Source organism: Synechocystis sp. FACHB-383 (genome assembly GCF_014698605.1).
In the GTDB taxonomy this organism is placed as follows: Bacteria; Cyanobacteriota; Cyanobacteriia; order Cyanobacteriales; family Microcystaceae; genus Synechocystis; species Synechocystis salina.
Genome location: NZ_JACJTJ010000050.1, coordinates 43,628 through 57,323 on the forward strand (window position 1 = coordinate 43,628; position 13,696 = coordinate 57,323).

Annotated in this window: 7 protein-coding genes and 1 tRNA gene; 3 read left to right on the plus strand and 5 right to left on the minus strand. The window is 47.1% G+C overall.

Features of this window, described 5'->3' with window-relative positions:
• Window positions 1-20: 20 nt before the first annotated feature.
• A complete protein-coding gene (locus H6G45_RS15630) occupies window positions 21-2,555 on the minus strand; it encodes a glycogen/starch/alpha-glucan phosphorylase (RefSeq protein WP_190599327.1) in 2,535 nt (844 codons plus the stop codon).
• A 193-nt stretch (window positions 2,556-2,748) separates the two neighbouring features.
• On the opposite strand from H6G45_RS15630, the gene H6G45_RS15635 reads away from it, so the two are divergent.
• The 3 genes from H6G45_RS15635 (at window position 2,749) to H6G45_RS15645 (ending at window position 6,834) form a co-directional block, all read left to right on the plus strand.
• Entirely contained in the window at window positions 2,749-3,606 is an 858-nt protein-coding gene (locus H6G45_RS15635; protein ID WP_190599328.1) for an RnfABCDGE type electron transport complex subunit D, read from the plus strand.
• A gap of 44 nt (window positions 3,607-3,650) precedes the next feature.
• Window positions 3,651-5,522: a protein kinase gene (locus tag H6G45_RS15640; protein WP_190599329.1), complete on the plus strand. Its 1,872-nt coding sequence runs from the start codon at window positions 3,651-3,653 to the stop codon at window positions 5,520-5,522.
• A gap of 283 nt (window positions 5,523-5,805) precedes the next feature.
• Window positions 5,806-6,834: a CHAD domain-containing protein gene (locus H6G45_RS15645; RefSeq protein WP_190599402.1), complete on the plus strand. Its 1,029-nt coding sequence runs from the start codon at window positions 5,806-5,808 to the stop codon at window positions 6,832-6,834.
• On the opposite strand, the gene H6G45_RS15650 is transcribed toward H6G45_RS15645, so the two are convergent.
• The 4 genes from H6G45_RS15650 to H6G45_RS15665 form a co-directional block, all read right to left on the minus strand.
• A tRNA-Met gene (locus H6G45_RS15650) sits at window positions 6,794-6,867 on the minus strand. The genes H6G45_RS15645 and H6G45_RS15650 overlap by 41 nt on opposite strands.
• A gap of 65 nt (window positions 6,868-6,932) precedes the next feature.
• On the minus strand, window positions 6,933-9,212 hold the full coding sequence (gene recJ / locus H6G45_RS15655; protein ID WP_190599330.1) for a single-stranded-DNA-specific exonuclease RecJ: 2,280 nt from the start codon (window positions 9,210-9,212) through the stop codon (window positions 6,933-6,935).
• Between the two features lie 41 nt (window positions 9,213-9,253).
• Window positions 9,254-12,244: an ATP-binding protein gene (locus H6G45_RS15660; protein ID WP_190599331.1), complete on the minus strand. Its 2,991-nt coding sequence runs from the start codon at window positions 12,242-12,244 to the stop codon at window positions 9,254-9,256.
• 18 nt (window positions 12,245-12,262) lie between these two features.
• Window positions 12,263-13,681: a DUF2079 domain-containing protein gene (locus H6G45_RS15665; RefSeq protein ID WP_190599332.1), complete on the minus strand. Its 1,419-nt coding sequence runs from the start codon at window positions 13,679-13,681 to the stop codon at window positions 12,263-12,265.
• Window positions 13,682-13,696 lie beyond the last annotated feature (15 nt).

The following is a 13,696-nucleotide window of genomic DNA, read 5'->3' on the forward strand; positions in this document are numbered from 1 at the left end:
GTGGATACACGTTTAGGTGATTATTTATTAGGGGAAATTAACAAGCATTGACCATCAGGACAAAGATCTTCTAGTTCAATGACAACAGGTTTGATGGCCCAGATATCCTCGGCATATTCCCGAATAGTACGATCCGAAGAAAATTTACCCATGCGGGCCACATTTAGAATGGCCATGCGAGACCAATTTTCCTGATCTTTGTAGGCTTCTCCCACCTGATGCTGACAATCCACATAAGCTTGAAAATCAGCGAAAACTAGGTAAGGATCATGGCCAAATAAAGAATCCATCAAGGGACGAAATAGTTCCGTATCTCCATGGGAGAAAAAGCCAGAATTGATTAAATCCACCACCGCTTTTAAGTCGGGATAATTGTTGTAATATTCCCAGGGTTGATAGCCTGCTGCCAAGGTTTTTTCTACTTCTGGAGTGGTGAGACCAAAGAGGAAAAAGTTTTCTGCCCCTACTTCTTCTCGGATTTCAATATTTGCTCCGTCTAAGGTGCCAATGGTTAAGGCTCCATTCATGGAAAATTTCATATTGCCCGTACCGGAAGCTTCTTTTCCAGCGGTGGAAATTTGTTCTGACAAATCAGCGGCGGGGTAAACTTTTTGGCCAAATTTAACGTTGTAGTTGGATAAAAACACCACCTTGAGGCGATCGCCAATGGCGGGATCGTTATTAACCACTTCAGCGACGGAGTTAATTAACTTGATGATTAATTTGGCAATGAAGTAACCGGGAGCCGCCTTCCCACCATAAATAAACGTGCGGGGAGAGATCTCTAAATTAGGGTTATTTTTTATTTGCAAGTAGAGATGAATGACATGGAGAATATTCAGATGTTGGCGTTTATATTCATGGATGCGCTTTACCTGCACATCAAACAGGGAATCGGGATTGACAACCAAATCGCTCTGCGCCTTGATGTAGTGGGCTAAATCCTGTTTAACTTCCCGTTTTACCTGTCGCCAATCCTGGCGGAATCCAGCTAGGTCAGCGAAGGGCTCTAATTGCTTCAACTCATCCAAATTTTTGATCCAGCCCTCGCCAATGCGGGAAGAAATTAAATTACTCAGGCGGGGATTACTGAGCACCAGCCAACGACGGGGGGTAACTCCGTTGGTTTTGTTGCTAAATTTTTCTGGCCAAAGTTCGTAAAAATCCTTGAGAATAGTTTCCTTAATTAACTGACTATGCAAAGCCGCTACCCCATTAATGGCGTGGGAACCCACCGTGGCCAGATAGGCCATCCGCACCCACTTTTCCCCAGCTTCGTCAATAATGGATAGCTGGGCCAGGCGATCGCCGTCGTTGGGATATTTAATTCGCACTTGATCCAGAAACCGCTGGTTAATTTCATAAATAATTTCCAAATGCCTGGGCAACATCTGACTAAATAAGGGCAAAGACCATTTTTCCAAAGCTTCGGGCAACAAAGTATGGTTAGTGAAGCTAAAGGTAGCCTGGGTAATATTCCAAGCTTTGCCCCATTCGTAATGGTGTTCATCCACCAACAAACGCATCAGTTCCGCTACACCAATGGAAGGATGGGTGTCATTGAGTTGTACGGCGAAATGCTCATGGAAATTTTCCAGACTAGGATTGTCCGCTAAATGGATGCGGATCATGTCCTGCAAAGAACAGGAGACAAAAAAGTATTGCTGGGCTAACCGTAATTCCTTGCCCTGGAGTTGTTCATCGTTTGGGTAGAGAACCTTCGTTAAATTTTCTGAAGTAACCTTATTCTGCACTGCGCCATAGTAGTCCCCCATGTTGAACCGCTGAAAATCGAAGGATTCCGCCGCTTCCGACTTCCATAGCCGCAAATTGTTGGCGGTGCTGACCTTGTAACCCAAAATTGGCGTGTCGTAGGGAATGCCCTTGACTAAATTGTTCGGAATCCACCGCACTCGATAATCTCCCTTTTCATCGGTGTAGCTTTCTGTATGGCCCCCCAGTTTCACCAACACAGCCGCCTCCGGGCGGGCAATTTCCCAGGGATTACCTAGCTGTAACCATTTATCGGTGATTTCCACCTGCCAACCATCTTCAATTTCCTGGTCAAAAATACCGAATTCGTAGCGGATGCCGTAGCCGATCGCCGGAATTTCCAGGGTGGCGAGGGAATCCATAAAGCAGGCGGCTAAACGACCCAAACCACCGTTACCTAGCCCTGGCTCTTCTTCAATGTTGATCAATTCTTCTAGGTTTAATCCTGACTCCTCCACTGCCTGTTTGACCGGCTCCCACAGCCCCAGATTGATGAGGTTATTGCCCAGATGGGGCCCCAAAAGATATTCCGCCGACAGGTAGACCACCACCCGATTGTCGCAGTTGAGATAGGTTTGGGACGTATTCAACCACCGTTGGAGCAAACGATCGCGGATAGTATAGGCCAGGGCCATATAACAATCATGTTTAGTGGCAATGCCAGGAAATTTTCCCTGGAGATAAAACAGGTTGTCGGCCAAGGCCCGCTTCAGGGTTTCCACGCTCAGACCAGTGCGGTCGTCTTCCACCTGAATGAGGGGATTGGTGGTATTAAAAGCCATGGGGAGGTGCTCCGTTAATGGTGTGCCTTTTCCTATAGTGTGCAACTGCCATTAAAGTTTGGTTAGGAATGGGGACATTTGTTGGACTTCTTAACAAAATCGGCGAATCATAACAAACCGTTACAAATCCCGATGGCCCTTGCCCCCTGTGCCTAGAATGGTCGTAATTTGTCGCCGTTGCCAGGAGTGCCCCATGACCATTGCCCACCGTGATGCCCGGGATTACCAGATTATTTTTCTCTGTAGCTTTTTGAGTTTGGGGATATTGGCGCGGGACTGGAGTTTGACCCCTTTGGCGATCGCCGTTATTTTGACCACAACCTTAGTAGTGCAATGCCTTTTTACCATCAATCAACAGGGTAATTTTGGGCGTTGGTTTTCCTGGCATACCTGGCAAAGTTTTTGGGGACATCAGGGTTGGAAAAGTGCCTTAATCACCGGTTTGGGCCTTTGTTTATTGTTGCGGGCTAACCATTTATCCACGTTGGTGTTAGCGGCGGCCTTGGCGATCGCCAGTAAGTTTTTGTTGCAGGTGCGGGGCAAACATTGGTTTAATCCGGCTAATTTCGGCATCATTGCGGCCCTAACTTTAACGGGGGATGCCTGGGTTTCCCCGGGACAATGGGGGACAGGCATTTGGCTGGGGGCCATGTTCCTGGCCGCTGGGGGGTTGGTGTTGGGCAGAGTGGGAAGGTGGGACACATCGGTAATGTTTTTAGCGGTCTATGCCGGGCTGGATTTACTGCGTAACGCTTGGTTGGGTTGGCCCCCGGAGGTTAGTTTCCATCATCTGGAAAATGGCAGTCTATTGGTGTTTGCCCTGTTTATGCTCACCGATCCCCGCTCCATTCCCAATGCTCGCTCCGGTCGTTTAATCTGGGCCACGGCGATCGCCATGGTCAGTCTAATTTTGCAATATTACTTTTACCTACCCACTGCCCTATTTTGGGCCCTATTTGTGCTTTCCCCCCTCACCGTATTGCTAGACCGTCAGTTTCCCGCCGCCCGTTTTCAATGGTGGCAAAAAGCCAAACCTGTACCATCAAATTAAGCTAGGATGTGCCATTGGCCGGATAACCTTTTCTCCTTCCCCCAATGACCCCATCCCTGTCCCTGGGCCAACGCCTCGATGACCGTTACCTGATCCAACTCCATTTAGGCACTAGTTCCCCTGGTCAACAATACCTCGCCCACGACACCCATCGCTTTGACGAACCTTGCACCATCACAGTTTTGACCTCCTTGCCTGGGGACAAAGCTGGTAATTCGTTTAAGCAACAGGCGGAAATACTCTACGCCCTCGACCATCCCCAAATTGCTAATTTTCGAGAGTTTTTTGCCCTGGGGAGAGAGCTTTACCTAGTCCAAGATTTTATCGAAGGGCAATCCTATTTGGATTTGCTCAAGGGCCGTCGCAATCAGGGTAAGGCTTTTACAGAATCAGAAGTACGTCAATGGTGCCGTCAATTGTTACCTGTATTGCGCTATCTCCATAGCCAAAAAATTTACCATGGTCAGATTAGCCTAGAACAAGTGGTGCGGCGGAGAGTGGATGGCCTGCCGGTGTTGGTGGACTTTAGCCATAGTCAGTATTATTGCGGTACCCCAGGGGAAGACCGGAGAGATTTGCACAATTTGGCCCTGGGGGCGATCGCCTTACTGACGGGGGTCGTGAACCCTAATGCTTCTGGGGAAGAAGTTTTATCCTCCGTTGCCCTTAGTCCAGAATTTCGCCAACTACTATTGCAATGCTCCTGTTGGCCTCCCCTGGTGGATTTGCCTACTTTGGCAGACAATTTAAACAATTTGCCGCAAAAATTTTTACCCACAGTGGCTAGTTTCAGCCCGAAGTCCCCCAGTGCCCAGGCTACTAACGGTGACGTGGGCCCGTTAACCAAAGGGGCTGGAGAGGCCGGGGAACCCTCTCTACCCTTGGCCCATCAAGCTCCCTGGCTCTTTCATTTTTCTACCACAATAAAAACCATGGTCCGAGTCGATGGGTTAAAGGGGCTGGTGAAAAAATCACTCATCTTGCTGGGATTGATGGCGATCGCCATGGCCATGGGTTGGGGGGCTGGACAGTTGTGGCTCCTGGGTCAACAACGGGCCATGTTGCAAAGTTTGGCACCAGACAAACCAGAGGATGATGCACCGCAAAAAACGGATTTGGAGATCAAAAATGAGATCCGGGCCCGTCGGCTTAATTTGGGCATTTCTCCCCAAAGGTTCCAAGCCCTAGTGGATGATGGTTTAGCTTTTCAGTTAAACATTGACCCCGAGGAAATAACCACTAATACCAACAATACCGGCAACAATAATGATGGACCTGCGACCCTAGGCACCCTAGAAGAACGGATGGCCATGACCATTGCGGTGTTGGATGCCCTGGAGGGTTTGAATCGGGATGCGATCCGGGATTTTGCCCAAAATAATTCTGGCGATCGCCGACGCTGGATTCCCCAGGTGAATCAATTGCGCCTCAGTAGCCGTAGTTTTTATGATTTGGTCAATGCCCGCTTCCATCACCATTTGCCCATGGTCAGTCTTACTTCGTTAGGGGAACTGGACTTTGAACAGCGCCCCTTGGCCCAGGTGTGGAATGCCATGGCCTTTGATAGTTTGGCCAGCCTGGAGGATGAAAGCCATTACCAAAGACTCAGTTTTGAGGGTACCGATCAGCTCAATCTCAGGGGCACCCTGGAACCGGGAAAAGGCTATGCCTATGCCATCACCATTCCCCCCACAGAACAATTCAGCCTGGAGTTGGATGCTCCCCCCAGTGCCCGCCTTTCTTTTTATCCCCCCACCGGGCCAGAAATAATTTTGCAAAACTCCGCCATCCATCGCTGGTCTGGCCCCACCGCCCAAACTGGCTACTACGAATTGGTGATTACATCAGAAACTAAGGAGGCGATCGCCTTTGATCTGGAATTGCGGGTAATGAGAACTAATTTTTCTCCTTTGTAACGCCGGGTTCTTTTCAATGTCTTTAATTTAAAATGAAATAATTAAGTTCAATTATCTTCTCTAAATCAGTCTTTTATTAACCAAATTTTATTGCAAGCTTAATTGAAACATGACAGACAAATCCCTGATAGGAACTTTCCCGTTGGCCATGGCAAGGCGGTCTGAGCCAAAACCAAAACTTCACCATCCTGGCCAGATTTCTTAACCTGTTCGTAACCTTGAGGAATCCTCAAATTCCTATCCTAGGATGGAGATAACGGAGAATTTTTGGTGATTGATTGACATGGAAACAGCAGCACGTACTTTTGGTAAGCTGGCAATTTTCGCTTTTAGTAAACACACTGAAAAAGTTTTCAAATATGCCCCCAGGGTTTTAAAGGATCAAGACCCCGAAGACTTACATCAGTTACGGGTGGGGGTGCGACGACTGCGGACGGCGATCGCCGGTTTTGAGGCTGCAGTGCAATTACCCAAGGGGCTTACAGAAGAAAGGGTAGGGAAAATAGGTAAACGCCTGGGGGCACAGCGGGACAATGACGTTTTGCAGGAAATTTTGCTTAGTAAATATTTGCCCCATCTACCCAAAAACGAGCAACGCTATTTGAATAAAGTTCTCAAATATCTACAAAAGGAACGCAAACACGCTTTTAAAGCAACCTATAAGCTATTGACCCACGACAAATTTTCCCGATTTAAACAGCACTGGCAAGGGTGGCTAGACCAACCCCAAATTACTGTCCTCGGGAGCCTGGCGATCGCCGATGTCTTACCGGACTTACTGTTGCCCCAACTGGCGGAATTTTTCCTTCACCCCGGTTGGTTGGTTGGTACGGAAATTGTCCCTGATCCCCATGGCACAGCCCAACAACGTCGTTGTATTCAACTGAGCCCGTCGGCTATTGAAATCCTATTGGATGGGGAAGAATTAGTTCTGCACGATCTCCGCAAGCAAGCAAAGCGTACCCGTTACCAGATGGAGCTATTCAGTGACTACTACGGCCAGGAATATCAAGAATTGTTAGCCAAAGTGAAAATGACCCAGGAAATCTTGGGTAGCCTACAGGACAGTTTCGTCTTGAGGGCCATGGTGGAGCAATACCTTGATGTGGATCTAAAAAAACTTTGTCCCCAATGGAATGCCATTTTCCACGGCGATCGCCTGGGATATTGGGACCAATGGCAACCAATCCAGAACCAGTTTATTGATCCTGGGCACCGTCAGCAATGTCGTCAACTGGTGCAAAACCCTACTGGCAACAGCAACGGAAAAATGGCTCGGGGCGGATTTGAACCGCCGACCTTGGGCTTATGAGTCCCCTGCTCTAACCAACTGAGCTACCAAGCCTTGTCTGTTTCTTCAACGGACAGTTAACAATCATACACTAAATTCACAGCATGGCAAAATAATTTTTATGGGCTGTCGGGTACGGTGGCCAAAAGTTCGGGGGTGAGGGACACTTGGCTGAAATATTGTTTTTGGAATTGTTCTTCTGCAATTAAAGTTTCAATTTGCCGGACCAAAGCTTTCGGCCAGGCACTGCCGGGGGTTAACGCTGGGCTGTGCTCTTTGATCAGAATCAGAATTTGACTAGCTAAGCCATGGCTAAAATCCCATTGTTTTTGCAAGCTGAGGGGAGAAAGTTCGGCTGTTTTTCGTCCATGCCATTGTTCTTCTAGCTGGGCCACTAGGGCAGTGGGACATTGGGGTAAAAAATGATAAGCCAACACTAGGGGGTGCTGGGCGGCGATCGCCTGTTGGTAGGCCCGGCGTAATTCTGACCAACTACTGGGACAGGTGCGGAGAACATGACCTTGGAGAGAAAGACCATGGTCTGGGCAATGGGGGGAACGGCGGTCAATTAAATTAGCACTAGTTTGGCTAGGGGTAATCCCTTGGGCTTGATGTAAACGAAAATCGATCAGACGCACTTCATAACGCCGATCATAGGTGTTAAAGTCCAATTCCACCACTAAATCTAACGGTTCATTTTGGGGCAGTTCATCGGGATGGTGACCCCACCAAACCCCAGGGCATTGAATGACTTGACCATCGCCATCGGTTTGAGGTGGATATTCCGTCAGCCAAAAATTAGTTTTGAGATAGGACACCTTATTGCCGGTGCGGTCTTTGATGTTGCGAAAGCTGGGCCGCTCGACTTGTACTTTTTCTAGTAGTAGTTGGGGGGCAGGGTTGCCCATGCCATAGGGTTCCAGCAAATTAAATTCCCGGAATAGGTCCTGTCCTAAATCTGCCACTGTGACCTGGAGGTCCACTGACAAAATGGGATCTAAACTAATTTGGGCTCCGTAACTTTGCCAAAACTGTTGATTAACTGCTTCCGTGAACAACGACAATTTATCCAAAGGTAAGCTCAAGCCAGCGGCAAAGGGATGACCCCCAAAGCCCAACATTAAATGTCGTTGACTGTGCAGTAGGGCATAGAGGTCAATGTTGGCTACAGAACGGGCTGAACCTTTGGCAATTTCCCCATCTTGGGTATTGAGCAAAATGGCCGGACGGCCACAGGTTTGGGCAACATGGCTGGCGGCTAGGCCTAAAACCCCCGTGGGCCATTGGGGATCGGTGAGTACTACTACCCCGGTGGTGGACAGGTCAATATTTTGGAGCCGTTGGTCAATTTCGATGATGACGGATTTCTGCAGTCCCTTGCGTCTACTGTTGAGGGTTTCCGTTTCCGCGGCCAATTGATTGCAAATTTGTGGATCTCCGCTGGTGAGCAATTCCACCCCAAAGCTAGCATCCCCTTTAATGCGACTAATGGCGTTGATGCGGGGGCCAATGCCAAAACCGATATCTGTCGGCCGATCGCCGTTACGGTTACAAAGGTTAAGCAAAGCATGGATGCCAGGACGGGTGGCAGTGGCGGGATCTTTTTGGGTACGGAGTTGGGCAATACCCCGCTGGGCCAGGTAACGACAATCCCCCTTCAGAGTGACTAAATCGGCAATTAAACCGATCGCCACTAAATCCAGCAACTTTTCCAAAGGTTGTCGGGGCACTGTCGGGTAATGGTCATAAAGGGCCTCCACCAGCTTAAAAGCCACTGCTACCCCGGAAAGATTAAACAGGGGATGGTCATCGGCAAAGTAACGGGGGTTAATAATTGCCACCACTTCCGGGCGATCATCTGGCAATGTGTGGTGATCAGTGACAATCACATCCATGGCCAATTCCCGGGCATAGAGAATTTCTGCCAAGTTGGTGCTGCCGGTGTCACAGGTGACAATCAGCTTGGTGCCCTGGGCCGCTAAACGTTCTAGACCCGGTCGATTGAGGCCGTGGGATTCCCGTAAACGATTCGGAATGGTGTAACTCAACTGGTCACCCTGGGGGAAAAACTGTCCCAATCCTTCCCATAACACTGCAGTGGAAGTAATGCCATCGGCATCAAAATCCCCCCAGATAGTTATCTTTTCCCCCTGTTCCATGGCCTGCCCCAACCGTTGCACAGCCCATTTCATTTCCTGGCCAAATTCCCAGGCACTGGTGGGAGTGTAATGCTCCGGTGTTACAAACCCGGCCAACTGATCCGCCGCTTGAATACCCCTTTGCCATAGCAATTGGGCCGCAAATTTGCCGCTGGATTGGTCACAATGGCGACGTACCTGTTCGACAAAAATGGCGGGGGGAGTAACAGGGGGAATTAATTGCCAACGAAATTGGGCCATGGTCAAAGAATTAAAAGTAGATTCTATGCTAACTTTTCCCCCTACTCGGCAGTATGGCGGCTATCTACCCCAGCAGCAATTTCCGTCAGGCTAGCTCGATATTGGGGAAATTGACCCATGAGTTGTTCCAGTCGACGGCTATCAAAATCCTCCAATGCTTGGATAATGCCCTGGCCATAGGCCTCTAAATTGTCCCAGCCATATTCCGTCCCCCAGCTTGCAAGGCGATCGCCAAAGTTTCTTAATTGTCGGGAAACAAGGGTATGGCGTAAAGTGCTCCAAACGTTAGTTTCTTCCTGTGCCAGCAAAGAAATTAATTGTTGCCGTCGAGCTTGATCCATTAGGGGCAATGCCATGGGGGAGTACTGACCAGATCCGCTTTGGTTAATCGAGCGTTTGTCTTTAGGGGCCATGTCCCCAGCCCTAGCCGACAAAAATCTCTCCGTTGCATTGTTGGAGGCGATCGCCCCAAGGTGACCATCGGAATGAACTCCATGGCCAGGGGAAAGACCGGACTCGGGTAAATTTTCCACCAAGCGCACTGCCGGGAAACGCAAAATGAAGGTACTCCCCTCCCCAGGTCGACTAAAGAGACTAATTTCTCCCCCCAACAATGAGGTTAAACGTTTGGTGATGGTCAGCCCTAAACCTGTGCCCCCATATTTGCGGGTGCTCTGTCCTTGACTTTGGGTGAAAACATCAAAAATCCTCGCTTGGTCTTCTGGGGCAATGCCAATGCCCGTGTCAGTAACTTCAATGGCTAGGGAAATGTAGGTGCCCTGGGAGCGGGATCGAATGTCTTCCACACCGATATAAATGAAAACCTGTCCCTCCTCGGTAAACTTAAGGGCGTTACCCACCAAATTAAATAAAATTTGTCGTAGGCGTACCGCATCAAAATAAATGGCTTGGCTTAAGGTTTCATCCACTTGAATAGTTAACAGCAAGCCTTTATTTTCAGCTTTGTAATCAAAAATTTGTTTGATTTCTCTAACAATTATCCTTAAATCTACTGGCTCCAAATTAATTACTAATTTACCCGCTTCAATTTTAGAAATATCTAAGATGTCATCGATAAGTGCTAACAAAATCTTACTACTAGAGCCAATGGCATTGAGGTAATTTTTTGTTTGGGACAAACTAAGATCTTTTTGTAAAAGTAAATCGCAAAATCCCAAAATAGCATTCATTGGTGTCCGGATTTCGTGGCTAATATTAGCTAAAAATTCACTTTTAATACCGCTGGCTAATTCAGCATTTTCCTTTGCTTCCCTCAGCTTAACTTCAATGCGCTGGCGTTCTTCAATTTCCCCCGCCAGTTGCTTATTAATCATAATTAAAGTATTGGTTCTTTCTGCCACTCTCACTTCCAAATTATCCCTGGCCTGCTTGATGGTTTTAAACTGATTTTGTAAAGTGATCAGCATTTCATTAAAGTTTTCATTGAGGGTAATCACTTCGCTCACTTCACTGTGCAGGGCAATGGGGGTTAAGCCTTGGTATTGTAATTTAGCGGGAATGTCGGTGGTAATTTTAGCTAAAGTTAACAATGGATTAGCTACTCGCTTACTAACACTAATGGCAATCACTAAACCCACCAGGCTTAAAAATAACAATAACCCAAGCTTTTGTACTGATTGAATCTGCAGTTTCTCGATACTTTGCCGCGCAGGCAAGCCAATTACTAATTGCCAATCATTAATTTTATCCAAGGATAAAATATGGTAGTAATAGGAGTTGCGCCAACGGAGAGTAGGATTAGCCGGTTTATCGGGATACCAATGGTAGGTTGATGGATTCAAATCTCTGGGATTACCCCCTTGAAAAGGCTGATAAGATTCCAAAGGTAATAGATCATCAATGGTGCTGGCTATGACCTGATTTTGGCCATTGATGAGAGTAATATTTAATTCCTTGGTAACCCTATCTGCATATAACAGTTCTTTTGTTTTAGCCAGGTTTAAGGAGGCATTAACAAATCCCTCTAAGCTATTTTTGACCACTAGTGGGATGGTGATAGCAATATGGGGATTGATGTTAACATTGGTGCGGTGTAGTGGAGATATTTGTATTTTGGGAGGACTGGAAAAACCAGTCATTTTTTCTGCCTGAATCAGTCCTAAGCGTGATTCTCCCACTTCATTCAACTCTGGTGAACTAGCAATAATTTTCCCCTGGCGATCGCCAACATAGATATTACTAAAGCCAGCAAAAGCCGTTTGCATGGTCTGGGTCATGAGGTTAAGAGCTGGTAATTGCGCCCCATTACCCTGATTAATTTCTGCTACTAAAGGTGAGATTTCGGTGGCAAAAACTTCTGCCCCTTCTAGATGACTTTGGTACCAATCTTCAACGGAATTTTTAATGGGGATGGATAAAGCAGTTAATTCTTGGACAGTTTGCTTTTCCATTTGTAAAAAAGCTTCTTGACCATTAAAAACGGTAATAAATAGGAGGGGAAAAAAGATAAATGCCACCAACAAATTAAACAAGGTTTGCTCAAAGGATATTTTTTTCCAAGCAAAAAAAGCTGGCCCTTTTAAGGGAGAAAGATTTTGCTTTGGCAAACCAAACCCAGTGATCAAAAAACTGGCAATTAAGCTATTAAAAATGCCATTGGCAGCCTGTTTAAGGGTAATTAAACCGGTGGTAACCGGGGTCATGTCTAAACCCCAACGGTAAAAAATATAAACCAAGGGCATGCCAATTAACAGCCAAAAGAGACTGTTAATTAAGACTAAATTTGTCTGCCGACGGCGCAACATCAAGCCCACCACTAGGGCTTCAAGCATGATTATTAATATCCCGTAACCATGGCGCCAAATGATCAGGGTGTGACTGCCGGCGATCGCCGCACTAACTAAGCCCCAGGGCAAGCCATAGTAAACGAGCACCAGTAAAGTGGCAATGCTACCAAAAAGAAAATCAACGCCGAAAAATATATGTAGTTTAAAATAGTTTCCTCCATAACCCGCCAGTAAAAGGCAGGGCAAAAGCCAGTATTTTTGTAGGAGATTAGGAAATTTGCCCATGGGAAACCTAAGCTGAAATTAGGGGATAGAGGGGGCGCGTCGATAAAGAATCACCTCATTCTCTTGATATTCTGGCGTAAAAGCTGAATCCTGACTCACCTGTTGGGCTAGGGCTTCCACCGTGCCCTGGGAATTTTCCCAACCGGCGTAGTTGGTTTGCAATAACACCGCATCAAAACGGTTTAGATCGAAGGGAGCTTCCGCTTCAATGGCTAATTCTAGGTCGGGTCGATGGCTCAAGTGGGCCGCCAGGTGGGGGGAAGTCAAAACCCGATCGCCTGGTTGCACCAAGGATACTGCTGTTTGTAGGTTAGCCAACTGCCCCCAATGGTGCCAATATCTGCCGAAAAAGTAGGTGTATTTCCCCAAAGCTAAAAAGGCGATCGCTGTCCAGAGAATAATCCAGCGGGGCTTTTTTAGCCAACTACTGCCCTGATACCAATGGGTCATCACCACCAGGAGTAAAAAGGGCAAAATTGGCAACGAATATTGATGAATTAAATCCTTTTGGGGCAGATAGTCGGTGACTAAGTTAACAAATAGGGCAGGAATTGCCGGGATAGCCATGGCCCAGGCTTTACCCCAAATGCCCCAAATAATCGGCGCAGTTAATAGCACTAAATAAAATAAGTTATCCAGCGTCAATAACATTCCTAAAACGATTTGGGGTTTAAGAATTAAATTTAAAATAATTTCTGTAACGGAATCCCCAAGAAAGCTATAGCGTCCCACCGCCGCCGCCTCTTCGCCACTAAAGGCCGGAATAATACCTTTGGTGGTAATAATAAACCAAGCAATTCCCGCCACCGTGGTAATGAGTCCCATTAACCTTTTTCTTTCCCAAATTAGCAACCAAATACCTAGCATAAATACCGTGAGGGAAAGCACTGCTTTGCTAGCCAAAATTATGATTAAACTAATTAAGAAAATTCCCCATTTATTGGCCCTGGCGCTCCACACTGCCCAGAGCAAACCAGGTACAGCTATGACTTCAGTGTGAAAATCAAATAAATTGATATTAAAAATCAGGGGATATAGGCCATAAACCAAGGCCATGGTTAAACTTTCTTTTTCCCCTAGTCCCGTTTGTTTTGCCAATTGCCAAGTGGGCCAAGCTCCTATGGCCAAGGCGATCGCCTGGATGAAAAATAACCAATAAACGGAGGGATAAATTTTGTAAAAAATTGCGATGGGATAAACCAAAAAAGCGGCGTGGTCCCCCAAAATATGAAAGCCCCGAAAGGAAACCCTGGGATATTCCCCCTGACTGATGAGATAAATAGCCTGGTCGAAAAACCCCAAATCCAGGGCAGTGGATTGGAATAGCCAATGGCGCACCGTGGCACAGATGAAGAGAATAACTGCACCGATCGCCATCCCGATCAATAAAGAACGGGGGGGCAAAAATCCTCCAGGCTTGCTCTGGCTTACTTCCATGGTGATTCAACTGGG

What these genes read in the sequence shown, in the direction of transcription:
- H6G45_RS15630 (WP_190599327.1), bottom strand. Translation starts at nt 2,555, where the DNA reads ATGGCTTTTAATACCACCAATCCCCTCATTCAGGTGGAAGACGACCGC.
- H6G45_RS15635 (WP_190599328.1), top strand. Translation starts at nt 2,749, where the DNA reads ATGACCATTGCCCACCGTGATGCCCGGGATTACCAGATTATTTTTCTC.
- H6G45_RS15640 (WP_190599329.1), top strand. Translation starts at nt 3,651, where the DNA reads ATGACCCCATCCCTGTCCCTGGGCCAACGCCTCGATGACCGTTACCTG.
- H6G45_RS15645 (WP_190599402.1), top strand. Translation starts at nt 5,806, where the DNA reads ATGGAAACAGCAGCACGTACTTTTGGTAAGCTGGCAATTTTCGCTTTT.
- recJ (WP_190599330.1), bottom strand. Translation starts at nt 9,212, where the DNA reads ATGGCCCAATTTCGTTGGCAATTAATTCCCCCTGTTACTCCCCCCGCC.
- H6G45_RS15660 (WP_190599331.1), bottom strand. Translation starts at nt 12,244, where the DNA reads ATGGGCAAATTTCCTAATCTCCTACAAAAATACTGGCTTTTGCCCTGC.
- H6G45_RS15665 (WP_190599332.1), bottom strand. Translation starts at nt 13,681, where the DNA reads ATGGAAGTAAGCCAGAGCAAGCCTGGAGGATTTTTGCCCCCCCGTTCT.